Below are 24,838 nucleotides of genomic sequence, written 5' to 3' on the forward strand. Positions count from 1 at the left end.
CGCGAGGCTTCCGGGTTGCCGCCGATCGCCAGCGTGTTTTTGCCGAACACGGTGCGATTCAGCAGAAAACCGAATGCAATGAACATTGCCGCCATTACCCAGATCGGGGTGGGGATGCCGAGGAATTTGGACAGAGCCAGTTGATAGAAACCAGGGTCATTGATGCCGACGGCGCGGCCATCTGACGCGATCAGCGCAAAACCACGAACAATCTGCATGGTTGCCAGCGTGGTAATCAGTGCGTTGATGCGGAATTTCGCAATCACCAGGCCATTGATGAGGCCAACGGCACCGCCGCACAGCAACGCCGCGATCAGGCCGAGGATGATGGAACCGGTGGCATTGGAGGCCATGACTGCCACCATGCCGGAAAAGGCAACGGTTGAACCAACGGACAGGTCGAAGTCGCGCGAGGCCAGGCAGAACATCATGGTGCAGGCGACGATGCCGATGGTCACCACCGATTGCAGCAGACCGAGCATGTTGCGCTCGGTCAGGAAGTTCGGAACGGTCAAAGACACAATCACGAAGGCGATGGCAAAAAGAACGACGAGCCCCTGTTCGCCGAGAAGGAGTTTTTTCAGAGAGGTCATCGTGCTTGTACCTGTTGGGTTGGAAGTTCGCTGGCGTTGGACACATCAGGCAGTGCCGCCGCCAATATGCGGTGTTCGTTGAAATCGGACCGCTCGACATCGACTGCGACACGGCCTTCACACATCACCAGGATGCGGTCGGAAATGCCCATGATCTCAGGCAATTCACTGGAAATGACGACAATTGCCATGCCCTGGGCGGCCAGCTCATAGAGGATTTCGTAAATTTCGGCCTTGGCGCCGACATCAATGCCACGCGTTGGTTCATCGATGATCAGAACCTTGACGCCCTGTTCGGACAGCCAGCGGGCCAGAATGACCTTTTGCTGGTTGCCGCCGGACAGGTTGATGATGTCCTGTTGACGCGAAGGGGTGCGCACACGCAGTTTTGCGATGAACGTGTCGGCCAGTTCGGCCTCTTTTTTCGGCTTCAACACACCAAATGGCGAAAAATGGCGTCGCGAGGAAATCGAGATGTTTTCCTCAATCGAGCGACCCTGAATGATGCCGTCAAATTTTCGGTCTTCGGGGCAAAGAACAATGCCTGCGCGTATAGACTGCGGTGGGCTGTTTGCCGCAACGGTTTGCCCATCAACAGTGACTGTGCCGTCGGACCGTGTATCCGCGCCATAAACAAGGCGTGACATCTCACTGCGTCCGGCACCAATCAGACCGAAGAAACCAAGGATTTCTCCCTGACGAACGGAAAAATTGATTGGCTTGGGCAGCTTGTGGCCGCTCAGATCCTTCACATCAAGGCGAACTTCGCCTTTCGGACGGTCACGCCACCCCCAGATGTTCTTGATTTCGCGACCGACCATTTCGGAAATGATCTGCTCGCGGGTGACATCTGCAATATGAGGGTGATGTGCGGCAAGTTTTCCGTCACGCAGCACCGTCATGCTGTCGCAGAGGCGGAAAATTTCATCCAGTCGATGGGACACGTAAAGGATGACGATGCCCTGAGATTTGAGCTTCTCGATCAGTGCAAACAGGATTTCGCTTTCACGGGACGAGAGCGATGATGTCGGTTCATCAAGCGCGATAACACGTGCATCGGCCATGATCGCCTTGGCGATTTCCACCATCTGCCGGGCACCGATTGATAGCGATGCCACCTTGTCGGAGGGGTCGATATCGATGCCGATTTCGGCAAGCTTCTGTTTGACGACGCTGATCATTTCGCGACGATTGATCACGCCAGCCTTGCCGGGGAAGCGGCCAAGCCAGAGATTTTCAGCGACGGTCAATTCAGGAACGAGTTGCAATTCCTGGTGAATGACGATGACGCCAGCGTCAAAGGCATCACGCACCGTGCGATAATTTTGAACAGTGCCATCGATCAGGATCTGCCCCTCATCGGCGGATTGGTCGCCCGATAGAATACGGATTAGGGTTGATTTTCCCGCACCGTTTTCACCCATCAGACCGTGCACACAGCCTTTGCGCACGCCAAGAGAGATGTCGGCGAGCGCCTGCACGCCGGGATATCCCTTGGATATCGACTTGAATTCCAGAAAATCTTGCATAGTGCACTCCGACAGGACATCCGGCCGCAAAAGCGGCCGGTCATTGCTTTTCGGATCAGCGATTATTCGATGCCGAGGTCGGTACGAACGGCTTCGTAATTGTCGCGCAGGGCAACCTGGCCTGCTGTCAGAATAAGCTTTTCCGGTTCCTTGTCGTTGGCAATCCACTCATACATGTTGAGAGCGGTTTCGTAGCCATGGCGCTTTGGCGAGATGATAACGGTGCCAAAGAAGCCGGTGGCGTCAGCCTTCTTGAACTCGTTGATGGCGGATTCAGCGCCGCCGATGCCAACACCGATCATGTTATCGGCGGTGATGCCGACGCTTTCGGTTGCACGAACGGCACCGAGCACGGCTTCATCGTTCAGGCCAACAGCAACCCACTTCTTGATCTTGGCGTTCTTGTTGAGAACGACGGTTGCGGCGTTGAGAGCTGCTTCCGTATCGGTCTTTGCCTGCGGTGCATCAAAGATGTTGGCTTCCGGAAAACCTGCTGCCTTCAGGGCGTCTAGCGCACCGTTCACACGGTCAACGGCTGTTGGAAGCTGATCATAGGAGACGCGGATTGCGCCCACTTCGTTCATGTCCCAGCCGCGCTTCTTGATTTCATCAACGATGGTCTGGCCAGCGGCCTCGCCAATCTTTGCGGCAGAGATGCCCATATGCGGCACATCTTCAATCGGGCTGCCGTCAGCATTTACCAGGCGGTCATCGACGGTCATGATCTTGAGGTCGTTGGCTGCAGCCTTTGCCACAATGCCTGGGCCAAGCTTCACGTCTGGTGTGCAGATGATGAAGCCCTGCGCACCCTGTGCGCCGAGATTATCGATGGCGGATTGCACCTTTTCACCGTCCTCAGCGCCAATCTTCACAAGGGTGAAGCCCTTTTCCTTGGCGGCGATGTCCGCGAATTTCCATTCGTCCTGGAACCACGGCTCTTCCGGCTGCTTGACGATGAAGCCGATCTTGACGTCGGCGGCGAATGCAGAGGTCGCGGCGAATACGGCGACAGTGCCAGCCAGGATGGCTGTTTTAACAAAGCCCATTGTCTCTCTCCCTTGATGACTGCCTTTGCAGTGACTGTTGTTTAGTTTCTTTCATCATATTCGTCAATTGCATTTGTATGATGAATAAAAAGTCAGTATATGACATTGAGCCATCGTGATATGCGGCATAGCATCGCCATGCGCATGAAACTGCGATAAGGATCGCGGCGTGAATGACGATGCGAGCGGGAGAAAAAGAGTGGCGTTGCAAGACCGGCAGGAACAGGCTGTGCCAGCCAATGGCGCGGGAAGCGTCAAGCGTCCGCGTGTGCAGAAAAACGTAACGCGCGCGATTGCGACGGATATTTTTGCCGACGTATTTCCGGCAGGCAGCATGCTGCCGACGGAAAATGAACTGTGCTTGCAATATTCCGTCAGCCGGACCGTGATCCGTGAATCGTTGAAAATTCTTGAATCCAAAGGACTTGTGCGCGGACGTTCCCGTGTTGGCACGCAGGTTTGCGTCAAGGAAGAGTGGAACATTCTTGACCAGCAGGTGCTGGAATGGATTGGTCCGCGCATATTTGAACTTGATCTGTTGCAGTGCGTGCTGGATGCCCGCCGGGCAATCGAACCTTTTGCCGCCGAACTTGCCGCGCAACGTGCCAGCATGCAGGAAATTGCCGAGATAGAGCAGGCCTGGCAGCAGATGCGTGATTCTGAAGGCGACGTGGAAAAGTTCACGCAGGCTGATGTAGCTTTCCATGCTGCCTTGCTCAAGGCCAGCCACAACCAAGTGTTCATGCAGCTTTCGAGCATTGTCAGTGCAGCGCTTGAATTTTCCCTGCATGCCTCCAACGAGGCGGTTGATACCCGCGTCGAGGCACTGGATGTCCATTATCAGCTTGTCGAGGCGCTTCGTCTTCGCGATGCCAATGCCGCGCGCGCATGTGCGTATCACATGCTTGAAATTGCCGCGCGTGATCTGGCGATCGCCATGCGCAAACATCCGGACCACTGTCCTGTCTGATCCCGGATATCCTGTCCGGTCCTTATTTCAAACGAGTGAACTTCATGAAAATTACGAAGCTGACGACCTACATTGTCCCTCCGCGTTGGATGTTCCTGAAGATTGAAACGGATGAGGGAATTGTCGGGTGGGGTGAGCCTGTCGTCGAAGGCCGTGCGCTGACAGTGGAAGCAGCCGTGCATGAACTGGCCGATTACCTGATCGGCAAAGATCCGATGATGATCGAGGATCACTGGCAGGTCATGTATCGCGGCGGGTTTTATCGTGGTGGTGCCATTCACATGAGTGCGCTTGCAGGTATTGATCAGGCGCTTTGGGACATCAAGGGCAAGGCGCTGGGTCAGCCAATCCATGCCTTGCTTGGCGGGCAGGTCCGTGATCGCATCAAGGTTTATTCCTGGATTGGTGGCGACCGACCGAGCGACGTGGCCAACAATGCCCGTGACGTGGTTGCGCGTGGCTTCAAGGCGATCAAGCTCAACGGCTGCGAAGAAATGCAGATCGTTGATACCTGGGAAAAGGTTGAAAAGGCTGTCGAAACCATCGCCATCATCCGCGAGGCAGTTGGCCCGCATATCGGTATCGGCGTCGATTTCCACGGTCGTGTCCACCGCCCAATGGCCAAGGTTCTGGCCAAGGAATTGCAGCCCTATAACCTGCTGTTCATCGAAGAGCCGGTGCTGTCAGAAAACCGCGAAGCATTGAAGGAAATCGCCAACCATTGCTCAACACCGATTGCGCTTGGTGAACGCCTCTATTCGCGTTGGGACTTCAAGTCGGTCCTGGCTGATGGTTATGTCGATATTCTGCAGCCGGATCTGTCCCATGCTGGCGGTATTACCGAGTGCCGCAAGATCGCAACCATGGCAGAAGCCTATGACGTGGCTTTGGCCCCACATTGCCCACTTGGTCCAATCGCACTTGCTGCCTGCTTGCAGGTTGATGCCGTGAGCTACAATGCCTTCATTCAGGAGCAGAGCCTCGGTATCCATTACAACAAGTCCAACGACATCCTGGATTATATCTCCAACAAGGAAGTGTTCCAGTATGCCGATGGTTTTGTTGGTATTCCGCAGGGACCAGGTCTCGGTGTCGAGGTTGACGAAGCCTATGTGATTGAGCGCGCCAAGGAAGGCCACCGTTGGCGCAATCCGGTCTGGCGCCATGAGGATGGTAGCGTCGCCGAGTGGTAATGTTTCATTAGCGCATTCCATGCTGCTATCGCTGATAGAGGACAAACGCCGTGACAACTCGTGTCGCGGCGTTTTTTTGTTTTTGCCAGTTGATGCCTAGGGTTAGAAACTGAGCTGTGGATAAGTTGGCAGGTATGCGTCGTCCAGATCACTTCGCCAAGCAAATGGGCCAATTATTCGCATTTTATTAAGTTTGTTGGCAAAGACTGTTCTGCAGGGGGCGATCTTAATCTGAACACACGCGTTTTAGCTGTGATCACAGAATGGAGACGGCCATGTACCAGCGTACCGTACTTATCGTCGATGACGAGGCTCTCATTAGAATGATGCTTGCCGATTTCCTTGAAGAGGAGGGCTATGCAATCATTGAAGCGAGCAACGCTCTCGAGGCCGTTATTGCCCTGGAAACACGCAAACCCGACGCCGTCATAACCGACATAGATATGCCCGGCGGCATCAACGGTCTTGACCTTGCCCAGCATGTAGCCACTTGCCGTCAGGGGCTTCCTGTCATCGTCACTTCAGGTGGCCATCTGGTCGGTCCGGAGGCCCTGCCAGGGAGCGCAAAGTTCATCGCAAAACCATACGAACCTGAACATGTTCTTGAAATTTTGAGCGATCTGATCGCCCAACAGCAAGGTCATGAAAATTCGGTGACTGCGATGCGAACGGCTAGCCTAGGAGGCTAGCTAGCGCGGCTAAGCTGACGACTTATGCGAAGCCAACGGCCGATCTATTGATGTTGCGATGTTCGCCGTAGTCTCGTTCATAGGCGTTCTCATCACGGTCTTTGTTTTTGACTTGTGATGTCTGACCGGCTTCAAACCCGATCAAGCCGTCGGCAAATGTACCAGTATCCTGATCCTGAGGTGACGCCGCCTGTTTCAAGAGCATGTTCATGTCTCCTCCCAAGTCATTTCTCGTGAATTAAACCGTCTGGGACTGAACCAATTCGATGTTGGAATGTTCCATAGGATATCGGCCTGATCGATTTGTGAGCGGGTTAGTGGTTGAGGGGCGGCTCTTGAATATTGTCTGTAGCAAGAATTGAAGGGAACAGTTTGGACAGCAAAGTAGAGAACAGCAGGGGACGAAATGCGGATAAACCCGCTGAAATACCCGGTAACGGTTTGCGTGATGTCTTCTGGCGAGTCCTTAAAGCGCTAATCACTGCACGTGTGACCTTGATCGCGGCCGGCGTTACCTATTTCTTGCTGCTGTCATTGTTTCCCGCTCTTGGTGCGCTTGTGGCACTTTACGGGTTCATTGCCGACCCGATGACGATCTCCGGCCATTTTGATTTCCTTGGCAGCATTTTGCCACCTGGCTCTCTCGATATCATTCTCGACCAGTTGGGCACGCTGACTCAGCAAAAGAACTCCACCTTGAGTGCGGCGTTTGTAACGGGTCTGGTCATCGCGTTGTGGAGTGCCAACAGTGGCATGAAAGCGATGTTCGAAGCCATGAACATTGCCTACCAGGAGGATGAGAAACGCAGCTTCATTCGGCTGAACCTGTTGTCCCTGACTTTTACCTTTGGCGGGTTGGTCATTGTTATCGTTGTTATTTTGGCAATCGGTGTGTTGCCTGCGGCATTGGCCTATCTTTGGCTTGACCGATGGCAGGAGCTTCTCGCGCGGCTTGCACGATGGCCGTTTCTGATCGTTTTCGTCGGCTGCGCAATCGCATCTATTTATCGTTATGGCCCAAGCCGCGAACAGGCCAAACTGCGCTGGATCAACTGGGGCGTGACCTTCAGCACATTGCTGTGGGTGGTCGCGTCGCTGCTTTTCTCTGCCTATCTGGAGAATTTTGCCAATTACAATGTCACATATGGCACGCTTGGCGCTCTGATAGGTTTGATGGTCTGGGTGTGGATTTCGGTCATCATTGTGATCGTTGGTGCTCAGATCAATGCTGAACTGGAACATCAAACGGCCATTGATACGACAACCGGCGCTCCCAAGCCGATGGGCGAACGGGGCGCCTACGTTGCCGATACGATCGGTGAAGCGTCCCGCTAGGAATCAAACTCCCAAGGTTTCTTCTTATGCCGTTATTTTGACGATTCCAGCGGTATTCCCTGGTCGATGAATGCCTCGATGCGCTGCCGCCAAGGTATGATGTCCAGCTTTTGCTCTTCAATCCATTTGGGATTGTAATAGGTGGCGGAATAGCGGTCGCCACTATCGCAAATCAGTGAAACCAGTGATCCGTTCTTGCCTTGCCGCATCATTTCGCTGGCGATGCACAACAGACCGAAGAAATTTGTGCCAGTTGAACCACCAACACGGCGGAAAAGCCGGTCTGAGAGAACATGGGCTGCAGCAATCGATGCCGCATCCGGTACGCGGATCATATGGTCGATCACGCCGGGAACAAAGGATGGTTCAACGCGCGGTCTGCCAATGCCTTCAATACGGCTGCCCGGTGCAGTTGTTTCCATGTCGCCGCTTGCCCAGGCATCGTAGAATGCAGAACCCTCAACATCGACAACCGCCAAACGTGTTTCGAGGTTCTTGTAGCGGATGAAACGGCCAATCGTTGCCGACGTGCCGCCGGTGCCGGCACTCATCACCACCCAGTCTGGGACAGGATAACCCTCATATTGCATCTGTTCGAACACGCTTTGGGCGATGTTGTTATTGCCGCGCCAGTCGGTGGCCCGTTCGGCATTGGTGAACTGATCAAGATAATGCCCACCCGCCTCGGTCGCGAGTTTTTGGGCGACGGAATAGACGTCGCCAGCATGGTCGACGAAATGACACTTACCGCCGAAACGTTCAATCGCCTCGATCTTCTGGGGGCTGGTGGAGCGTGGCATCACGGCAATGAAGGGCAAATTCAGAAGATTGGCAAAATAAGCTTCCGACACGGCTGTTGAACCGGACGAGGCTTCAACAAGTGTAGTTCCCGGACCGATTTTGCCGTTGCAAATTCCATAGAGGAAAAGAGAGCGTGCCAGCCGGTGTTTGAGGCTCCCCGTGGGGTGCGTGCTCTCGTCCTTCAGATAGACACTGATGTTTTTCAAGCCGGGGAAAATCGGCTTGACGAGATGTGTGTCTGCAGAGCGATGGCCATCGCCCTGCAGGATGTTCAACGCGCGTCGCGTCCATTCGCGATCAGCCGCCGTGGTCGGCAGTTCAAAGTGATGTTCGCAACACATGTCGGTCATATCAGGCGTCCTTGAGAGCGATAACGGCCTCAATTTCGATCTGTGCACCCTTTGGCAGCGCAGAAACTTCAAAGGTTGCGCGGGCAGGGAACGGTGCCTTGAAGAACTCGGCATAGGCGGCATTGATGTCAGCGAAACGAGAGAGGTCACGCACCAAAACGGTTGTTTTCACCGTACGGGACAGGTCTGTACCAGCCGCTTCTGCAATGGCTGCGAGATTACGCAGGCACTGACGGGTCTGCTCAACCGGGTCGTTGGACAAAAATTCACCGGTTGCTGGATCAATCGGGATCTGGCCAGATACGAACAGCAATCCATTGATGGCGATCGCTTGAGAATATGGACCAATGGCTGCCGGTGCGGCGTTGGTGGAAATGGGCTGCATGAAAATCTCACTTGTTGTCTAGGCGTATGTCTGTCTGCTGACGGACGCTTTTGCGATGATTCTTGGTCATCAATATGGTCCTGCCGCGCCGCATCATGTCAACGTTATCCTTATCAAATAAGGCAATCAAATCGTCTGTTTGCGCTGCGGGCGCCAGATTTTTTCTGCGCCTGTATCCACCTGTTTACACCGCGTTTGCGGGTTTTATCCTTGTTTTCCACAGCCTTATGCCAACTTGTCATCCAAGATAAAAAATCTGTCGTACAGATTTGACAATATCTCGTATTTCTGCCTAATTATGTCAGGCAAAATGATCAGGGCACGAAATGCCCATGCTTGCATACGGGAGGAATTATGATCATCACCGACGTCGAAGTGCGCGTATTCCAGACGACGACCCGTCGCCATTCGGATAGTGCCGGTCATGCACATCCCGGCCCAGCGCATAAGGTTGAGCAGGCAATGCTGACCATTCGCACGGAAGATGGTCTTGAAGGACATTCCTTCACGGCGCCGGAAATTGTCCGTCCGCATGTCATCGAAAAATTCGTCAAGAAGGTGTTGATAGGTCAGGATTACCGTGACCGTGAACGCCTGTGGCAGGACCTGGCCCACTGGCAGCGCGGTTCGGCTGCGCAGCTCACCGACCGCACCTTGGCTGTGGTTGACTGCGCGCTGTGGGACCTTGCCGGTCGTGCGCTCAATACACCTGTATACAAGTTGATCGGTGGATATCGCGACAAGGTTCTCGCCTATGGTTCGATCATGTGCGGTGACGAACTTGAAGGTGGGCTTGCGACGCCTGAGGATTACGGACGCTTTGGTGAAACGCTGGTGAAGCGTGGTTACAAGGGTATCAAGCTGCATACCTGGATGCCGCCGGTCAGCTGGGCACCTGACGTGAAAATGGACCTGAAAGCATGTGCCGCTGTGCGTGAGGCTGTTGGTCCCGACATTCGTTTGATGATTGATGCATTTCACTGGTATTCGCGCACCGATGCGCTGGCACTGGGTCGCGGTCTTGAAAAGCTAGGCTTTGACTGGATCGAGGAGCCCATGGATGAGCAGTCTATGTCATCCTACAAGTGGCTTGCCGACAATCTCGATATTCCGGTTGTGGGGCCTGAAAGTGCTGCCGGTAAACATTGGCACCGCGCTGAGTGGTTGAAGGCTGGCGCATGTGACATTCTCAGAACCGGCGTCAATGATGTCGGCGGCATCACGCCCGCGCTTAAAACGATGCATCTCGCCGAAGCCTTTGGTGTTGAGTGTGAAGTGCATGGTAACACCGCCATGAACCTGCACGTCGTGGCCGCCACCAAAAATTGCCGCTGGTATGAACGCGGCCTGCTGCATCCGTTCCTTGAGTATGATGATGGCCACGATTATCTGAAGTCGCTGTCCGACCCGATGGACAGTGACGGTTACGTTCACGTGCCGGATCGTCCAGGCCTTGGTGAAGATATTGATTTCAACTTCATTGAGAATAACAGGGTTCGGTGATCGTATCATGAAGACGGTTCTTGCTTTTGGAGACAGTCTTACGTGGGGTGCAGACCCGACAACAGGTCTGCGCCATCCAACTGAGTTTCGCTGGCCGGATGTGCTGGAAAAAGAGTTGGGCGACCAGGTTAAGGTCGTTGCAGAAGGACTTGGTGGTCGTACCACGGTTTATGATGATCATGCCGGCCCAGCCTGCCGCAACGGCGCCAAGGCGCTCGAAGTTGCGTTGGCAAGCCACATGCCGCTCGATCTGGTCATTATCATGCTGGGTACCAATGACATCAAACCTACCCATGGTGGACAGGCCGAACCGGCAGTGACCGGAATGCGGCGTCTGGCGCAGATTGTCGATACGTTTCCGTACAAACCGCGTGATGCCAGGCCGCGCCTGCTGATTGTCGCGCCACCGGCCTGCGTTGCGGGGGTGGGTGGCGTTCCTGCTGCTGGCCGTGACATTGCGCAGTCTGAACGGCTTGCTCCGCTTTATCGCAAACTTGCCGCAGAACTGGGCGCGTTTTATTTCGACGCTGGTTCTGTCGCCAAATCATCGCCGGTCGATGGTGTTCATCTGGAAGCAGACGAAACCGCAAAGATAGGAAAAGCATTGGCACCGGTGGTTGCCGATATCCTTCGCTGATCCACCCGGGCCTGTGGAGGAACAGGCCGGTCTGTATATTGAAAACTTGGAGAGCCGTCATTCCAAAGGAAACGGCAAATTGGGAGGAAATATGAGACACTTTCTTGCTACAGCAGCCCTTGGCGCACTTTTGATTGGTGCCTTGCCGATCAATGCGTTTGCTGAAACACCCAAGGATCAGCTGGTCGTTGCAACGACGATGAGCAATATTTTGACACTGGACCCCGCCGCGATTACTGGCCGTGAAACTGTCCAGGTGCTCAACAACACCTATGATACGCTGGTCATTCTGTCCGCTGAGGATCGCAGCATCCAGCCGCGCTTGGCAGAGCGCTGGGAAATTGCTGAAGACCGCATGTCCATCCGTTTCCATTTGCGCAGCGATGCCAAGTTCGAATCCGGCAATGCTGTCACGGCGCAGGATGTTGCCTGGAGCTTGAAGCGTCTGCTGGTGCGCAATCTGGCGCAGTCGTCTTTCCTCAAGACCCGTGGTTTCAAGATTGAGAATGCCGATAAGCTGTTCGTTGCCGAAAACGACACGACATTCGTGCTTAATTTGCCAAAGCCAGACGATCCAAGCCTTTTGCTGATGATCCTTGCCCAGAATGGTCCAGGTTCAATTCTCGACAGCAAGACCGTTCTGGCAAACGAAAAAGACGGCGACCTTGGTGCTGCATGGCTGACACTGAACTCTGCAGGTTCAGGTCCATTCAAGCTGACACAGTGGAAATCCAACGAATTTATCATTCTTACCCGCAATGATGATTACTGGGGTGAAAAACCTGCGATGAAGCGCGTTCTGATGCGCCATCTGCCGGAATCGCAGTCCCAGCGCCTGATGTTGGAAAAGGGCGACATTGACGTTGCATATTCGCTACAGGCTCCTGACCTCCGTTCGCTTGAGGCCGACAAGGATATCGCCGTCGAATCGACGCCCGGTTCGGGTTTCTATTACCTCAGCGTTTCGATGAAGGATGAGCGTTTCGCCAATAAGAAAGTGCGCGAAGCCCTTCGGTACCTGATCGATTACGAAGGCCTCGATAAGGCGATCATGCCTTATTACGGCAAGCTGCATCAGCGTCCGATCAGCACTGGTTTTCTTGGAGCGCTGCCGGATGAGGGTTACAAGCTCGACATCGAAAAAGCCAAGGCTCTGCTTGCCGAGGGTGGTTTCCCGAATGGTTTCAAGACAACACTGCGCGTTCTCTCCGAAGATCCATTCATGAAGGCGGCCACCGCCATTCAGAACACACTTGCCCAGGCTGGTATCCAGGCCGAAATCATCAGCGGTTCGGGCGACCAGATTTACGGCGCGATGCGCGACCGCAAGTTTGAACTGCTGCTTGGTCGCGGCGGCGGTGGCCAGCAGCCGCATCCTGATAACAACCTGCGTTCCATCGCCTACAATCCGAACAATGCAGACGATGCAAAGCTGACGAATTATCAGGGATGGCGCACTAGCTTCTTTGACGAAAAGCTGAACAAGATGATCGAAGACGCATTGCTTGAGCGCGACACAGCCAAGCAGGGCAAGCTGTACGAAGACATCCAGACCTACATGGATGAACTCGTCATGTCGATCCAGCCGTTCTCGGAAGTTGTCGACACCGCCGCATTCCGCAGCGACGTAAAAGGCATGATCGTCAGCCCCTGGCTTTCACGCTTCGAAACGATCAGCAAGGATCGCTGATCGCGCCTTAGTTCTCCTCCCAAAGGCAGGAAAGGCGCGTGGTGACACGCGCCTTTCCGTTTGATGTGATGATTTGTGAGGTAAGCAGCTTTAGCTTGCTGACGATGCCCAATTCAATCTGATATGGGCGCCGGATCTATCGTTGTCATAGTCGATTGTCGCTTCCAGCGTCTTGCACATAGCCTTGATGAGTTTTGTGCCAAGGCCAGTGCCCTTAGGTGCTTCGGTTGGATTAAAGCCGATGCCATCATCATCCACACACAGGCGCAGTTTGTTTTCATCAAGCTTTTCAAGCTGCACGGTAATCGTGCCTTTTCCCTCGGGATAAGCATATTTCAGCGCATTGGAGACGAGCTCCGTGACGATGACACCGAGCGCAACGGCCTGATCGGCGGTCACCGAAATGGCTTCAAGTTGTGTTGCAACAGTGATTTCGGGTGATGCGCCGCCGGTTCGTTGCAGATCATCAATCAGGGCCCCGAGGTAAATATCCAGTGCAACTGCACCGACGTTTTCCGAGGTGTAGAGACTGCGATGAACGCCCGCAATCGCAGCAATACGGCTTTGAGTTTCCTGGAGGGCAATTTTGGCTTCATCGCTGCCAATCGTGTTGGTCTGAAGGCGGATCATCGCAGACACCAACGACAGGCTGTTTGCAACACGATGGTTCATCTCGGCGACCATCAGTTCGGCCCGCTCCTTGGCAACGACCAGAAGACGGTCAGCCTCGGCCTTTTCGCGCCGCAAGCTGGCATTTTTCAGGGCCTGATCAATGGCACTGGCGAGAAGCGGAAAAAAATCATCGGTAACGGTTTTGATGACATAATCCGCTGCCCCGCCCTTAAGTGCATTGATGGCAATCTGTGCGTCGCTGGATCCCGTGACATAAAGAATGGGCACGAGGCTGGATTTGCAGCCAATCTCTTCCAGAAAATGCAGGCCTGTCTTGTCCTGAAAATAGTGGTCCAGAACAACAGCGTCATAGGTGTCGGCCACAAAGGCCTCAAGGCCGGCGTTAACGGAAGCCGCATGGGTTACGATGTAATCGTAGCGACCAAGAATGCGCTGCGCCAGCCTTGCCAATGCCGGATCGTCGTCAATGTAAAGAATGCGAGCCGGCATTTAATTCCTCAAGGCACCTGAATAACGGAGAAAAACAGGCCCAGATTGCGAATGGCGGTTGCGAATCCATCATAATCGACCGGTTTGGTAATATAGACATTCGCGCCAAGATCATAACATTTCTGGATTTCGCGCTCGTCGTCAGTCGTGGTCAGCACCACCACAGGCATACGGCGTGTGTGCTCATTGGTCTTTATCTTTTCGAGAATGTCGATGCCGGACATATCAGGCAGGTTCAGGTCAAGAAGAACCAGCAGATAACGGTCCTTGCTCGGCAGTCCGTCACGGTTTTCACCGAGGATATAATCGAGCGCCTTGTTGCCGAGGGTGAATGGAACGATCTCATTGTTCACGCCGGCGCGGCGGACATTTTTTTCGATGAGTCGGGCATGGCCCTCATCATCTTCGATCATGACGATGGTAACTTCCTGACCAGAAGCTTTCATAACTCGCTACTCCTTCGGATCTTGGTCAAATCTGAAGGCAAAATCAGCCTGAATGTGCTGCCTTTGCCGGTTTCGGATTCGACCGTAATATCTCCTCCTAAATTTCTTATTAGTGAGCGGACGTGCGCAAGCCCAATTCCTTCTCCCGGTTGATCTTGTTCACCCGCGCGTCTGAACAATTCGAATATCCGTTCCAGGTCCTGCGGGCCAATGCCACGACCGTTGTCTTTGACATCGACGCGTATTCGGCCATGGCCATTGCTGTAGCTTCTGACTGACAGTTGCAATGGGTGGCCCACCCGTTGGTATTTGACCGCATTGTCAAAAAGGTTGCCAAAAATCTGATCCAACGAAATGCGATCGCTGATGATGTGACGCACATCCATGGCGATCGACACGTCACCGCCCGAACTGGTGATCTGATGGTGGACGCTGGCTGCTGCCGTTTCGACGAATGACTGGAGGTCGATTTTTTCCGGTGTCAGTTTACGGCGGCCATCCCGTGAGATTTTCAAAATGGCATTGATGAGTTGGTCCATCTTACGCGTCGATGAGCGGATAAAACTGATGGCCTCGGGCAAATCTTCCTGTACCGCCAGACGGGCATTGTGAATATCCTGTTCATCAGGCTTTTTCTCATCGGCGAGCACGTAGTTCGTCAGATGTTTGACGGCAGTTTCAAACTCGCTCAGAAAACCCATGATGTTGACCAGCGGTGCACGCAGGTCATGGGTGACGATGTAGGCAAAACGCTGAATTTCCTGGTTGGCGCGAATGAGGTCTTCTGTCCGCTCATTGACACGTTCCTCCAAGCCACGGTTCATCACTGCGAGTTCTGCTTGGGCGCTGGAGAGTGCGCGGATGTGTTGCATGATAAGTGCAAGCGCTCCCCCGACTACGGCAAGGATAGCAATGGCAGCCGTGATGGTCAGCCATTGCAATATGTTGGCAACCTCAATCTGCTCCCCGACGATAATGCGCAATCTGTCATCTACCGTGGTTTGGTAGTTTGTCAGAATATCGCGAATCTCAGTCATATAGCGTAGACCGGAATCGGTTCTTAATATTGAAACGGCACCTTCAAAATCACCATTTTCAGCCAACGCCAAGGTGCGATTGGTTTCAGCAAGTTTAGCATCTATCAGTTCATCCAGATTCGGCAGATCTGCCGCCAGGTCTGGAATTTCAGAAATGCTTTCCCGCAACTTGGGTCTGACATCGGGCAGCCGCGCCATGGCGTTATTATAGGGCTCAAGATATCTCTCATCCCTTGAAAGCAAATAACCGCGTTGTCCTGTTTCAGCGTCCTGAAGTGCCGTTAGTGTATTGAGAATGTGAGCGCGCAGGATACGGAGCTGCAGGATTTCGCGCGAGTAGTCATTGTTGGCGTTCACCAGCCATAATGATGAGCCCACCATAACCATGAGCAATAAAATACCCGCCACCAGCATCAACAGGGTCGAGCGTACAAAACTTGTCATCTTTGCCATGAGCAATCCGGGTCGAGAGTACAGCCTTCGATATGGGAAGGCGTGAGAACGGTGACTTGAGGGAGTGGCGTATCACACTTCATTCAACGATGCTGCGTGGGGTATCAAATGAAGTGTTGATGGTCTCATATCTTGGCCGTTTCCCGTATTGCTACCAATAGTAACGGGCGTCTTTCATTTTGGTTCCAGACGTTGCTGTCTTTTTTTAATTTTACGGCGTGATTTCCCTGACGCGGGTCGTTTTGTTTCGACCGTATCAGGCATGCCAGTGCATTAATCGGTCACGTCGCCGGAAAAAATGCGTACCAAATTGTGGAAAAGTGTTCGGCCAAATTTGACCGAGCAATACAATCCCAAACTGCATCGCGACTGCTCTGGAATTTATTCCTCATCATCTGAAACGTTGCAGGCGGTACGATTATTTCAAGTCGTCTTTAACGCTCTATCTCTTGTTGCGACAGCCTTTCGCCATTTGAATTTTTGTTGCGCGCCGTGATCAGTCTAGCTGTCAGACGCATTAAATGAGACCCATTGTATAAATTGCCATTAAATAAATAACTGTTTATTTGGACAACTTAAGGGCGATTAACTCCCGGTGGTTCAGCGCTTAATTGATGTCATTCGATGTGAAGCATCTTGCTTTCCACTCAAAACTGGCTTTCCTTGCCCATTCCTCGAAAAATCTGGGAGATAAAAATGATTTCATTCAAAACAACAACAAGAGCAGCTCTTCTGCTTGGTTCCCTCCTTATTGGCGCAAGTTCAGCTCTCGCTGAGACGGTTCTTCATCGTGGTAACTCCGGCGAACCACAGACGCTCGATCAGGCACAGACTTCGATCAATATTGAAGCCTTCATCGTCAAAGACCTCTATGAAGGCCTGACGATTTATGACGCCGCCGGCAAGATCATTCCTGGTGCGGCTGAAAGTTGGACAGTTTCTGAGGATGGCACCGTCTACACCTTCAAGCTTCGTGCAAACGCCAAGTGGTCCGATGGAACGCCAGTGACAGCGCAGGACTTCGTGTTCTCCTACAAGCGCGTTGAAGACCCGGCGACTGCGGCGAAATATGCCAACATTCTTTATCCGATCAAAAACGCCGAAAAGGTCAACAAGGGCGAAGCGCCAGTTGACGAACTGGGCGTAAAGGCCGTGGACGAAAAGACGCTCGAAATCACGCTTGAGCGTGCGACGCCATTCTTCCTCGAGCTTCTGGCACACCAGACCGCACTTCCGGTTTCGCAGGCAAGCGTCGAGAAGAACGGCAAGGACTTCGTCAAGCCGGGCGTCATGGTATCCAACGGTGCCTACAAGCTGCAGGCTCATGTTCCAAACGACAGCCTGACTGTTGTGAAGAATGAAAACTTCTGGGACGCCGAAAACGTCAAGATCGACAAGGTCATCTTCTACCCGATCGAAGATCAGGCAGCCTCTGTTCGCCGCTTCGAAGCCAAGGAAATGGACCTTGCCTATAATTTCTCGGCCGACCAGATCGACCGCCTGACCAAGGCCTATGGCGATCAGGTTCACGTGTCGCCAACACTTGCGACATATTATTATGCCTTCGACACCCGCCAGGAACCATACAGCGATGTTCGCGTGCGCCAGGCTCTGTCCATGGCTGTTGACCGTGATTTCCTCGCCAAGGAAATCTACAGCGGCTCGCAGGTTCCTGCCTACTCGATGGTACCTCCAGGTATCGACAGCTATGGTGAACCTTCCAAGGCCGACTTCGCAGAGCTTTCTCAGCTTGACCGGGAAGACAAGGCTATCGAGTTGATGAAGGAAGCCGGTTACGGTGAAGGCGCAAAGCCGCTTGAAATCGAAATTCGCTACAACACCAACCCGAACCACGAACGCGTTGCGACTGCGATTGCCGATATGTGGAAGAACACATTTGGCGCCAAGGTGTCGCTGGTTAACCTCGACGTGTCCTCGCACTACGCCTATCTGCAGGAGGGTGGCAAGTTCAACGTCGCACGCGCTGGCTGGGTTGCTGACTATGCCGACGCTGAAAACTTTCTGGCGCTTTCCGTTTCCTCCAACGCGACCTTCAACTATGGCCGCTTCAACAACGCAGAATATGATGCCTTGATGAAGAAGTCCTATGAAGAAGCCGACATGACGGCACGCGCCAAGATCCTGCATGAGGCAGAAACCATTCTGTCCCGCGAGCAGCCGGTTGCTCCACTTTTGACGCAGGCCGATCTTTGGCTTGTTTCCAGCCGCGTCAAGGGCTGGGAAGATAACGCCGCAAACGAGCACTTGAGCCGTTTTCTGAGCGTTTCCGAGTAAAATACATGGCACGGCGGTTCTGCCGCCGTGCCATACCGGAGTTGAAAAACCATGCTATCATTTATCCTGCGCCGATTGGCGAGCGCGGTGCCAACATTGTTTATTGTTGTTACCATTTCGTTTTTCCTGATGCGCTTTGCGCCAGGTGGACCTTTCAACCTTGAACGTCCATTGCCGCCTCAGACGATGGAAAATCTGATGAGGACCTATCAGCTGGATCAGCCATTGTGGCGCCAGTATATTCACTACATCACCAATGCCGTGACCGGCGATTTCGGACCAAGTTATATCTACAAGGACAATACCGTTGCCGAGTTGATCGGGAAGGGGCTGCCTTATTCGCTCGAACTTGGTTTTTATGCGCTGTTGCTGGCGCTGGTCGGCGGCATTTTGGCGGGTACCCTGGCTGCGCTGAAGCAGAACAGTGTCTTTGATTTCTCGCTGATGTCCGTTTCGACCGTCGGCGTCACCGTACCAAATTTCGTTGTCGGCCCGGTGCTGACCCTCGTCTTTGCCGTACTGCTGGGCTGGTTGCCAGCCGGTAGCTGGGGTGACGGATCGCTTCGTTATCTCGTTCTGCCGATGATTGCGCTTGCGCTGCCTCAGTTGGCGGTGATTGCCCGTCTGACCCGCGGTTCAATGATCGAGGCATTGCGGATGGACCATATTCGCACGGTCAAGGCTTACGGCCTTCCGGCGCGCACAGTCGTCATCATCCATGCCATGCGTGCTGCCATGTTGCCGGTTGTGTCTTATCTCGCACCCTGCGCTGCCGCACTGCTGACCGGTTCGGCCGTTGTGGAAACGATCTTCACCATTCCAGGTGTCGGCCGTTATTTCGTTCTGGGTGCCATCAACCGTGACTATACGCTTGTCATGGGTACCGTCGTTCTCATTGCGATCTTCGTTATCGTTTTCAATCTTGTGGTCGATATCCTTTACGGCCTTCTTGATCCGAGGGTTCGCCATGACTGATATGTCTGCAAACACGGCCCCGCTGCCATCCACCAGAAGCCGCAGTCTTTTCCAGCTTGCTGCCCTGCGTTTCCGTCGAAATCGTGCCGCAATGGCCGGGTCGATCATGCTGGTGCTTATTGCACTTTTGTCGTTCCTTGGACCGCAGTTCCTCAATCATACCTATGATCAGGTGTTTCCGTCCTATGTCTCCATTCCGCCAAGCCTTGAGGCGAGACCGGATGTCAACAACCTGCAGGATGTTGTGGAAGGCATTGCATCGCGTGCCCGCGTCGATCTCAAGGAGTTTGAGGTCAGTGGTCAATCCTTCACTGCTACGGTGACTTCAAGCAGCGAAATCGATCCCCGCACCACGCGGTATTTCGATCGCGCCAACGAGTTCGAAAATACCAAAATTGTTGCGACAGAGGACAATGGCCTTACACTGAAGCTGGAAGGTGATGTTAACCGCGAATATTTCTTCTTTGGTACCGATTCCAATGGTCGTGACCTGTTGGTTCGCGTCATGCTTGGCGGACAGATTTCGATTGCGGTCGGTGTTCTGGCGAGCCTCGTGTCGCTGGGCATTGGTGTGATTTACGGTGCCACGTCAGGTTATATCGGCGGGCGCGTCGACAACGTCATGATGCGTATTGTCGAAATTCTCTACTCCTTGCCTTTCGTGTTTCTCGTTGTGGTGCTGGTGGTGTTCTTTGGCCGCAGCTTCATTTTGATCTTTCTGGTCATTGGAGCCGTCGAGTGGCTGGATATGGCGCGTATCGTGCGAGGGCAGACACTTGCACTTAAAAGACGCGAGTTTGTTGGTGCGGCACAGGCGCTTGGCCTGACGGACTGGCAGATCATCCGCCGCCACATCATTCCCAATACGATTGGCCCGGTGGTGGTGTTCGTGACAGTGGTTGTTCCGAAAGTCATTCTTCTCGAAAGCTTTCTTTCGTTCCTCGGTCTTGGTGTTCAGGCACCGCTGACGAGCTGGGGTGCGCTGATTTCAGAAGGTGCAAACAATATCCAGTCTGCACCATGGCTTTTGATCTTCCCGGCCACCTTCTTCGTTCTGACGCTGTTCTCCTTGAACTTCGTTGGGGATGGCCTGCGCGACGCGCTCGATCCGAAGGACCGCTGACATGAATGAAACATCTCAAACCATTCTTGCCGTTCGCGGATTGAAGGTTGATTTCACCACGCCCGATGGCTTGGTCAATGCGGTCAAAGGCATCGACCTGGACATCAAGGCAGGCGAAACACTGGCTGTTGTCGGCGAATCCGGTTCCGGTAAAAGCCAGACCATGATGGGTATCATGGGACTGCTGGCTGCCAACGGCCGGGTGCAGGGTTCTGCAAAATATCGTGGTCACGAACTTGTCGGCCTCTATGCGAATGAACTCAACACCATTCGCGGCGCCAAGATCACCATGATCTTTCAGGAGCCGATGACCTCGCTTGACCCGCTTTACAAGATTGGTCGGCAGATTGCCGAGCCAATCCTGCATCACCGGGGCGGCAGCCGCAAAGAGGCGCGAGCTCGTGTGCTCGAACTGCTGGAACTTGTTGGCATTCCTGATCCGGGACGTCGTATCGACAGTTATCCGCACGAGCTTTCAGGTGGCCAACGCCAGCGTGTCATGATTGCCATGGCACTGGCAAATGAGCCTGATATTCTGATTGCCGATGAACCGACGACAGCGTTGGACGTGACGATCCAGGCGCAAATCCTTGATTTGCTCAAATCGTTGCAGCAACGTTTTAGCATGGCCATTGTGCTGATCACCCATGATCTTGGCGTGGTGAAGCATTTCGCGGACCGCGTCACAGTGATGCGTCGCGGTGAAGTGGTGGAAGCCGGGACGACTGCGGATATCTTCGAACGACCGCAGCAGGACTACACCAAGCTGCTGCTGGATGCGGAGCCAAGCGGGCGTAAGCCCGAGGTTTCCGACGAAGCACAGGTTGTTTTGTCGGGGCAGAATGTCACGGTCGATTACCAGATCGCCGGTGGTTTCCTCTCCGGTAAAAAAAGTGCCTTTCGCGCCGTCAATGGTGTAAATGTCACGTTGCGTCAGGGACAAACGATTGGTGTGGTTGGAGAATCCGGTTCAGGAAAATCCACACTCGGTCGTGCGCTGTTGAAGCTGGTCGAGGCCAAGGGAAAGGTTGTGTTCGGAAAGACGGATATTTCCGTTTTCGATCGCAAAGCCATGCGTCCGCTGCGCAAGAAATTGCAGCTCGTCTTCCAGGATCCCTATGGTTCGCTTTCGCCGCGCCAGACGGTTGGGGAAATCATCACGGAAGGTCTGTTCGTGCATGAGCCGCAATTGAGCCGGGCTGAGCGTGACCAGCGTGCCATCAAGGCTTTGCAGGAGGTTGGCCTCGATCCCGACGCTCGCAACCGTTATCCGCATGAGTTTTCAGGCGGTCAACGTCAGCGTATTGCGATAGCGCGTGCCATTATCCTGAAACCCGATGTGGTTATTCTGGATGAACCGACATCGGCACTTGATCGCTCGGTTCAGGGGCAGGTGATCGACCTTTTGCGTGATCTGCAGAAAACGCATGGTCTGTCCTATATTTTCATCAGCCATGACCTGTCCGTTATCAAGGCGATGTCGGATTATGTGATGGTGATGAAGGATGGCAAGGTGGTTGAGGAGGGCACGACAGATGCAATCTTCGAAGCGCCACGCGAGACCTACACGCAAACCCTGATGAATGCCGCCTTTACGGCGTGAAACAGGTCAACATCGATAAAATAAAGGCCTCCCGTAGAAGTAATACGGGAGGCCTTTTGACGTCATCTACTTGTTGGTCGGCTTGAGCAAATAATGGCCGACGCCCCAGACCTCGCCCTTGTCGTGACCGAACAGCCCGGCAGTTGCGAGGAAAAACAGCCGCCATCGGCGTTCCCAGAGGTGCGCATCATCGCCGTACACGCCTCTAAGCAATGGCCTTATGTGATCAATGTCCCGGTCGAAGTTGCCGAGCCAATCGAGGGCGGTCTGTTGGTAGTGTGTTCCTGACCAGCGCCACTCATCTTCTACGGCGAAAATGTCTTCGAAGCGGTGCGGCAGGTCGGAAGCAGGCATGATGCCACCGGTGAAAAAATGGTGGGCGATCCAGTCTGCCGGGTTTTGGTGATCGAAACGATATGACCGGTTCTTGTGGGTAAAGACGTGCAGAAACAGTCTGCCATCCGGCTTGAGCCAGCGGTGCGTGCGTTCCAGCAGCGCATGCCAGTTGGACATATGCTCGAACATTTCGATGGAGACGACCCGGTCAAATCTTGTGTCGGTCGAAAACACATTCATGTCGGCCGTAATGACGCTCAGATTTGTCAGGCCCTGTTTTTTCGCCTTTTCCATGATGTATTGGCGTTGCGACGAGGAATTCGAAACCGAAACGATGGTTGAATTGGGGAAATGTTCTGCAAGCCACAATGATAGCGAACCCCAACCGCAACCGAGTTCCAGAATGCTCATTCCGTCTTCTATCGCGGCATGTGTGACAGTTTGGCTGAGCGCGTTGCGTTCAGCATCAGCGAGGGATGTGTTGCTGTCCGGATAAAAACAGCAGGAATATTTGCGTCTTGGTCCAAGAACGCGTGAAAAGAATTCGGCGGGAACTTCGTAATGTTGCCGATTGGCGTCATCGGTATGGGTTGCTACGGGAAATCGCGACATGTCCCTTACAAAATCGATCTCGCTGTTATCGGGGATCGTTTCCAGCCGGCGTTTGGTGCGGTTGCACAGGAAGTCGATACCGGCAAGGGTAACGCTGTCTGACAATGGGGTTCTTTCCGCAGCTTTGATGGCAAAGGCGAGCATGTTCATTCTGTTGCTCCTTGTTGTCTGTCGGATGTTGATTTGCGGGGACCGGGAAAAAAGGTGTTGACGCGTGCCTGCAACGATTTGAATTTTTCACCACGGCTGCGCAGCATATGGTCTTCCAGCGGTGGAATGCCGGATACATGAACGAGCAGCCAATACATCATGACCGGCGCCAGTAGCGAAAGCCAACTCCAGCCTGACGTGGTTATGGCGAGCAAAGGCCATGCGCACCAGAACAGCCATTCGAAAAAGTAGTTCGGGTGTCTCGAGTAACGCCATAGCCCAGTTTCGCAGACGCCAGTTTTTGCTTCAGGTGTTTTTCGGAACCTCGCCAATTGGTGATCTGACAATGCTTCCCCGGTGAGGGCGATGATCGCCAAAAACAATGCAATAACGTCCAATGCACGGGGGAATGTCGTTTGATTGCTGGCCGCCAGATAGGCGGCAGTAACAAGGACAAGGGCGGCAACCGCCTGTATCTGTAGAAACCAGAACAGTTTCGAAGATGCGGCAGCACCCCATTCTTCAACGAGTTTTGCATAACGTGGGTCTTCGTTCGCGCCAGTTGAGCGCGACCCGATGTGACTACCAAGTCTCAACGCCCATAAGGCAATGATAACAAATGCCAGTATGCGACGTTCAAATGCGCCATCGGCCCAGATCGACGCAGCCATGCCGCCGACACCCACGGCAAATGACCAGATCGTGTCGATCCAGCCACTGTTGCCAGTTTGGCGCTGGATGGCCCATGCCCCTGTCATTGCAAGGGAAAGACCGATTGCTGCAAAAACAAGAAAACCAAAATCCATTTTACCGCCTGACGCATCGGAGTGCTGCGCTGCTCTCCTCGTCTATCTACGGAACTCACGGCATTCTGGTTTCGTTGAAGCGTAAAAATAATCGACACAAAGTGCATCGCGGTACTGAACCACTTCAACGCGTCTCTCGTATTTCTTTGATGTGTGCTGATGCCGATGATTTCGGCGAGATGTGCTGCGGCGTTTTTTCAAGGATTGCTCGCAGCGAAAGCTAAGGAGAATGAGACATGAAATGGATTTTACCAGTCTCAGTCATTCTGTGTTTTGGCTCTACACCAGTCACGGCGCAGGAGATTTTTGGCAATTGGTCACGTGGCGATGGTAATGCGCGTGTGGCCATTGATCAGTGTGGCTCAAATATTTGCGCTACCAACACCTGGATCAAACCCGGTACGCCCAAGGAAAAAACCGGCGATAAACTGGTCATGACAATTTCCCTTACTGCAGATGGACAATATTCCGGCACGGCGTTCGACCCGCAGCGTGACCTCACTTACAAGATCAGCGTTGATGTGAAGGGTAACAGCATGACGACAAAAGGCTGCGTGCTTGCTGGTCTGCTGTGCAAAGGTGTGCAGTGGCAGCGAATTGAATGACGTTGCCAGATCTTGTCATGTGAGTGGCGATTTATGGGGTTTTTTGGAGAAACATGGTCATTCGCGGATCGTTTTATGGATTGTTGCTTGGTGTGCTTGTGATGATGCTGCCTTTGAACACGCAGGCGGCAGATGGCAAAAGTTCCGCTCCCGAAGAGCGTCTTGTCGATGTTGGCGGTTACATGATGAACAGCGTCCTCGTGGAACCATCGGCCAATCATCATGATTTGCCGCCAATTGTGTTTATCCATGGTGCGAGCGCCAATCTGCGCGATCCGATGGTCGCCTTGCGTAACAAGTTGGAAGGACGGGCCCGACTGCTGTTTATCGACAGGCCGGGGCACGGCCGCTCACAAATCGGCAGCAAGGCAAATATTTTGCCTGACGGACAGGCTGATGCCATCGCTGTTGTGATGGAGAAACGCGGCATCGCCAAAGCAATCATTGTAGGACATTCCTATGGCGGAGCAATTGCTGCGGCCTTCGCGCTTCGTCATCCTGAAAAGGTTGCGGGTTTGCTGTTCCTTTCACCTGCCGTCTATGACTGGCCGGGC

General features: G+C 53.5%; 24 protein-coding genes. 13 read left to right on the plus strand and 11 right to left on the minus strand.

The window, feature by feature from the left end; all coding sequences use genetic code 11:
• The 3 genes from RT613_RS09340 to RT613_RS09350 form a co-directional block, all read right to left on the minus strand.
• Nucleotides 1–593, minus strand: a 593-nt coding sequence (locus tag RT613_RS09340) for an ABC transporter permease subunit (RefSeq protein ID WP_409558793.1), incomplete at its 3' end; no start/stop codon positions are given.
• Nucleotides 590–2,122 (minus strand): L-arabinose ABC transporter ATP-binding protein AraG, encoded by a 1,533-nt coding sequence (gene araG / locus RT613_RS09345; protein ID WP_313614797.1) that lies wholly within the window; start codon nucleotides 2,120–2,122, stop codon nucleotides 590–592. The genes araG and RT613_RS09340, both read right to left, overlap by 4 nt.
• 62 nt (nucleotides 2,123–2,184) lie before the next feature.
• Nucleotides 2,185–3,168 (minus strand): arabinose ABC transporter substrate-binding protein, encoded by a 984-nt coding sequence (locus RT613_RS09350; protein WP_313614798.1) that lies wholly within the window; start codon nucleotides 3,166–3,168, stop codon nucleotides 2,185–2,187.
• Nucleotides 3,169–3,373: 205 nt separating this feature from the next.
• Between RT613_RS09350 and RT613_RS09355 the strand changes: the two genes are divergently transcribed.
• The 3 genes from RT613_RS09355 to RT613_RS09365 all read left to right on the plus strand — a co-directional run bounded on the left by RT613_RS09355 (nucleotide 3,374) and on the right by RT613_RS09365 (nucleotide 6,020).
• Nucleotides 3,374–4,138, plus strand: a complete 765-nt coding sequence (locus tag RT613_RS09355) for a FadR/GntR family transcriptional regulator (protein ID WP_313614946.1) — start codon at nucleotides 3,374–3,376, stop codon at nucleotides 4,136–4,138.
• A 44-nt stretch (nucleotides 4,139–4,182) separates the two neighbouring features.
• Nucleotides 4,183–5,331 carry a galactonate dehydratase gene (gene dgoD, locus RT613_RS09360; RefSeq protein WP_313614800.1) on the plus strand — a complete coding sequence of 383 codons (1,149 nt, stop codon included), beginning with the start codon at nucleotides 4,183–4,185 and terminating at the stop codon, nucleotides 5,329–5,331.
• Nucleotides 5,332–5,606: 275 nt separating this feature from the next.
• A complete protein-coding gene (locus tag RT613_RS09365) occupies nucleotides 5,607–6,020 on the plus strand; it encodes a response regulator (protein WP_313614802.1) in 414 nt (137 codons plus the stop codon).
• A gap of 22 nt (nucleotides 6,021–6,042) precedes the next feature.
• Here RT613_RS09365 and RT613_RS09370 read toward each other — a convergent pair whose 3' ends face one another.
• Entirely contained in the window at nucleotides 6,043–6,231 is a 189-nt protein-coding gene (locus tag RT613_RS09370) for a hypothetical protein (RefSeq protein WP_313614804.1), read from the minus strand.
• Nucleotides 6,232–6,362: 131 nt separating this feature from the next.
• Here RT613_RS09370 and RT613_RS09375 point away from each other — a divergent pair, with 131 nt between their 5' ends.
• Nucleotides 6,363–7,355 carry a YihY/virulence factor BrkB family protein gene (locus RT613_RS09375; RefSeq protein ID WP_313614806.1) on the plus strand — a complete coding sequence of 331 codons (993 nt, stop codon included), beginning with the start codon at nucleotides 6,363–6,365 and terminating at the stop codon, nucleotides 7,353–7,355.
• Between the two features lie 32 nt (nucleotides 7,356–7,387).
• Here RT613_RS09375 and RT613_RS09380 read toward each other — a convergent pair whose 3' ends face one another.
• Together RT613_RS09380 and RT613_RS09385 are read right to left on the minus strand one after the other, a co-directional pair.
• Nucleotides 7,388–8,506, minus strand: a complete 1,119-nt coding sequence (locus RT613_RS09380) for a PLP-dependent cysteine synthase family protein (protein WP_313614808.1) — start codon at nucleotides 8,504–8,506, stop codon at nucleotides 7,388–7,390.
• 1 nt (nucleotide 8,507) lies between these two features.
• Nucleotides 8,508–8,891 carry a RidA family protein gene (locus RT613_RS09385; RefSeq protein ID WP_313614810.1) on the minus strand — a complete coding sequence of 128 codons (384 nt, stop codon included), beginning with the start codon at nucleotides 8,889–8,891 and terminating at the stop codon, nucleotides 8,508–8,510.
• A gap of 354 nt (nucleotides 8,892–9,245) precedes the next feature.
• On the opposite strand from RT613_RS09385, the gene RT613_RS09390 reads away from it, so the two are divergent.
• The 3 genes from RT613_RS09390 to RT613_RS09400 all read left to right on the plus strand — a co-directional run bounded on the left by RT613_RS09390 (nucleotide 9,246) and on the right by RT613_RS09400 (nucleotide 12,721).
• A complete protein-coding gene (locus RT613_RS09390) occupies nucleotides 9,246–10,394 on the plus strand; it encodes a mandelate racemase family protein (protein ID WP_192489342.1) in 1,149 nt (382 codons plus the stop codon).
• A 7-nt stretch (nucleotides 10,395–10,401) separates the two neighbouring features.
• Nucleotides 10,402–11,031 carry an SGNH/GDSL hydrolase family protein gene (locus tag RT613_RS09395; protein ID WP_313614812.1) on the plus strand — a complete coding sequence of 210 codons (630 nt, stop codon included), beginning with the start codon at nucleotides 10,402–10,404 and terminating at the stop codon, nucleotides 11,029–11,031.
• Between the two features lie 91 nt (nucleotides 11,032–11,122).
• Nucleotides 11,123–12,721, plus strand: coding sequence for an ABC transporter substrate-binding protein (locus tag RT613_RS09400; RefSeq protein WP_313614814.1), 1,599 nt, complete (start codon nucleotides 11,123–11,125; stop codon nucleotides 12,719–12,721).
• 90 nt (nucleotides 12,722–12,811) lie between these two features.
• Here the strand turns inward: RT613_RS09400 and RT613_RS09405 are convergent, their stop codons facing one another.
• The 3 genes from RT613_RS09405 to RT613_RS09415 are packed head-to-tail and all read right to left on the minus strand — an operon-like array spanning nucleotide 12,812 to nucleotide 15,779.
• Nucleotides 12,812–13,843, minus strand: coding sequence for a histidine kinase dimerization/phosphoacceptor domain -containing protein (locus tag RT613_RS09405; RefSeq protein WP_313614816.1), 1,032 nt, complete (start codon nucleotides 13,841–13,843; stop codon nucleotides 12,812–12,814).
• Between the two features lie 8 nt (nucleotides 13,844–13,851).
• Nucleotides 13,852–14,289: a response regulator gene (locus RT613_RS09410; RefSeq protein ID WP_313614817.1), complete on the minus strand. Its 438-nt coding sequence runs from the start codon at nucleotides 14,287–14,289 to the stop codon at nucleotides 13,852–13,854.
• A complete protein-coding gene (locus RT613_RS09415; protein ID WP_313614818.1) occupies nucleotides 14,286–15,779 on the minus strand; it encodes a sensor histidine kinase in 1,494 nt (497 codons plus the stop codon). Before RT613_RS09415 ends, RT613_RS09410 begins: the two co-directional genes overlap by 4 nt.
• A gap of 696 nt (nucleotides 15,780–16,475) precedes the next feature.
• Here RT613_RS09415 and RT613_RS09420 point away from each other — a divergent pair.
• Genes RT613_RS09420 through RT613_RS09435 form a run of 4 tightly spaced genes read left to right on the plus strand, consistent with a single transcriptional unit; the run spans nucleotide 16,476 to nucleotide 21,775 of the window.
• Complete coding sequence (locus RT613_RS09420; protein WP_313614820.1) at nucleotides 16,476–18,074, plus strand: peptide ABC transporter substrate-binding protein; 1,599 nt, start codon at nucleotides 16,476–16,478, stop codon at nucleotides 18,072–18,074.
• A gap of 51 nt (nucleotides 18,075–18,125) precedes the next feature.
• A complete protein-coding gene (oppB, locus tag RT613_RS09425) occupies nucleotides 18,126–19,049 on the plus strand; it encodes an oligopeptide ABC transporter permease OppB (protein WP_313614822.1) in 924 nt (307 codons plus the stop codon).
• Entirely contained in the window at nucleotides 19,042–20,172 is a 1,131-nt protein-coding gene (locus RT613_RS09430; RefSeq protein ID WP_313614824.1) for an ABC transporter permease subunit, read from the plus strand. Before oppB ends, RT613_RS09430 begins: the two co-directional genes overlap by 8 nt.
• Nucleotide 20,173: 1 nt before the next feature.
• The gene (locus tag RT613_RS09435) at nucleotides 20,174–21,775 is read left to right on the plus strand and encodes an ABC transporter ATP-binding protein (protein ID WP_313614825.1); all 1,602 of its coding nucleotides are present in this window, start codon (nucleotides 20,174–20,176) and stop codon (nucleotides 21,773–21,775) included.
• A 66-nt stretch (nucleotides 21,776–21,841) separates the two neighbouring features.
• Here RT613_RS09435 and RT613_RS09440 read toward each other — a convergent pair whose 3' ends face one another.
• Together RT613_RS09440 and RT613_RS09445 are read right to left on the minus strand one after the other, a co-directional pair.
• Entirely contained in the window at nucleotides 21,842–22,873 is a 1,032-nt protein-coding gene (locus tag RT613_RS09440) for a cyclopropane-fatty-acyl-phospholipid synthase family protein (RefSeq protein WP_313614827.1), read from the minus strand.
• The gene (locus tag RT613_RS09445) at nucleotides 22,870–23,679 is read right to left on the minus strand and encodes a DUF1295 domain-containing protein (protein WP_313614829.1); all 810 of its coding nucleotides are present in this window, start codon (nucleotides 23,677–23,679) and stop codon (nucleotides 22,870–22,872) included. Before RT613_RS09445 ends, RT613_RS09440 begins: the two co-directional genes overlap by 4 nt.
• A gap of 236 nt (nucleotides 23,680–23,915) precedes the next feature.
• Between RT613_RS09445 and RT613_RS09450 the strand changes: the two genes are divergently transcribed.
• A complete protein-coding gene (locus tag RT613_RS09450) occupies nucleotides 23,916–24,284 on the plus strand; it encodes a DUF2147 domain-containing protein (RefSeq protein ID WP_313614831.1) in 369 nt (122 codons plus the stop codon).
• 53 nt (nucleotides 24,285–24,337) lie between these two features.
• Nucleotides 24,338–24,838, plus strand: a 501-nt coding sequence (locus RT613_RS09455; RefSeq protein WP_409558794.1) for an alpha/beta fold hydrolase, incomplete at its 3' end; no start/stop codon positions are given.

Origin of the sequence: Agrobacterium sp., from assembly GCF_032092815.1 — a bacterium.
GTDB lineage: Bacteria > Pseudomonadota > Alphaproteobacteria > Rhizobiales > Rhizobiaceae > Agrobacterium.

Coding starts and splice junctions, on each gene's coding strand:
- RT613_RS09435 (WP_313614825.1), top strand. CDS start 20,174: ATGAATGAAACATCTCAAACCATTCTTGCCGTTCGCGGATTGAAGGTT.
- oppB (WP_313614822.1), top strand. CDS start 18,126: ATGCTATCATTTATCCTGCGCCGATTGGCGAGCGCGGTGCCAACATTG.
- RT613_RS09390 (WP_192489342.1), top strand. CDS start 9,246: ATGATCATCACCGACGTCGAAGTGCGCGTATTCCAGACGACGACCCGT.
- dgoD (WP_313614800.1), top strand. CDS start 4,183: ATGAAAATTACGAAGCTGACGACCTACATTGTCCCTCCGCGTTGGATG.
- RT613_RS09405 (WP_313614816.1), bottom strand. CDS start 13,843: ATGCCGGCTCGCATTCTTTACATTGACGACGATCCGGCATTGGCAAGG.
- RT613_RS09430 (WP_313614824.1), top strand. CDS start 19,042: ATGACTGATATGTCTGCAAACACGGCCCCGCTGCCATCCACCAGAAGC.
- RT613_RS09380 (WP_313614808.1), bottom strand. CDS start 8,506: ATGACCGACATGTGTTGCGAACATCACTTTGAACTGCCGACCACGGCG.
- RT613_RS09420 (WP_313614820.1), top strand. CDS start 16,476: ATGATTTCATTCAAAACAACAACAAGAGCAGCTCTTCTGCTTGGTTCC.
- RT613_RS09445 (WP_313614829.1), bottom strand. CDS start 23,679: ATGGATTTTGGTTTTCTTGTTTTTGCAGCAATCGGTCTTTCCCTTGCA.
- araG (WP_313614797.1), bottom strand. CDS start 2,122: ATGCAAGATTTTCTGGAATTCAAGTCGATATCCAAGGGATATCCCGGC.
- RT613_RS09415 (WP_313614818.1), bottom strand. CDS start 15,779: ATGGCAAAGATGACAAGTTTTGTACGCTCGACCCTGTTGATGCTGGTG.
- RT613_RS09395 (WP_313614812.1), top strand. CDS start 10,402: ATGAAGACGGTTCTTGCTTTTGGAGACAGTCTTACGTGGGGTGCAGAC.
- RT613_RS09350 (WP_313614798.1), bottom strand. CDS start 3,168: ATGGGCTTTGTTAAAACAGCCATCCTGGCTGGCACTGTCGCCGTATTC.
- RT613_RS09450 (WP_313614831.1), top strand. CDS start 23,916: ATGAAATGGATTTTACCAGTCTCAGTCATTCTGTGTTTTGGCTCTACA.
- RT613_RS09365 (WP_313614802.1), top strand. CDS start 5,607: ATGTACCAGCGTACCGTACTTATCGTCGATGACGAGGCTCTCATTAGA.
- RT613_RS09385 (WP_313614810.1), bottom strand. CDS start 8,891: ATGCAGCCCATTTCCACCAACGCCGCACCGGCAGCCATTGGTCCATAT.
- RT613_RS09440 (WP_313614827.1), bottom strand. CDS start 22,873: ATGAACATGCTCGCCTTTGCCATCAAAGCTGCGGAAAGAACCCCATTG.
- RT613_RS09400 (WP_313614814.1), top strand. CDS start 11,123: ATGAGACACTTTCTTGCTACAGCAGCCCTTGGCGCACTTTTGATTGGT.
- RT613_RS09370 (WP_313614804.1), bottom strand. CDS start 6,231: ATGAACATGCTCTTGAAACAGGCGGCGTCACCTCAGGATCAGGATACT.
- RT613_RS09410 (WP_313614817.1), bottom strand. CDS start 14,289: ATGAAAGCTTCTGGTCAGGAAGTTACCATCGTCATGATCGAAGATGAT.